The 582-nt window shown below is 43.8% G+C and carries 1 protein-coding gene; it reads left to right on the top strand.

Going from position 1 to position 582, the window contains the following annotated elements:
- Window positions 1–5: 5 nt before the first annotated feature.
- Window positions 6–582 (top strand): DUF368 domain-containing protein (locus A3750_RS18800; protein WP_231871886.1); only part of this gene is annotated, 577 nt, incomplete at its 3' end.

Raw genomic sequence — 582 nt, 5'->3', positions numbered from 1 at the left:
AGCGCTTGTTAGAGGCGATTAGCCACTTTCTGCCCGCTCTTCTTGCCTTTATAAGACACCGCAGCACGAAACGATTTTTGGCAGAAGCTGATATCGTTTTCGTATCGACCTTGCTATTCGGCATTCTAAGTAGCGTTTTTCTGTTTGCTTCGTTAATTTCATTCGCCCTTGAGGCGCACCCAATTCAAATCTGGTCATTCTTTAGTGGTTTGATCATCGCGTCAGCTATTTTGATCGGTTTTGAAATAAAAGCATGGCCTGCAAGCAGATTCATCATGCTTGGCGTGGGTGTCGTTGTTGCGGTGCTATTGGGTAGTTCTAGTTTGTTCAGTCTCCCACATACGTTCACAGGCGCTTTTCTCTCAGGAGCGATTGCCATTTGTGCGATGATTTTGCCTGGGATTTCTGGCAGCTTTTTGTTACTTCTAATCGGAACCTATAGCTACATTATAGGCTCGATCAAAAATGTAGACCTAGCAGTGTTATCTGTATTTGCGCTTGGCTGTTGTCTAAGCTTACTTTTTGTAGCGAGGCTTATTTCATGGATGCTTGAGCGCTATAAAGGTATGACTCTGTGTTTTT

This window comes from Oleiphilus sp. HI0079 (assembly GCF_001635105.1).
Note: the sequence above shows the minus strand (reverse complement) of the source record. Positions and strands in the feature narration are given on the sequence as shown.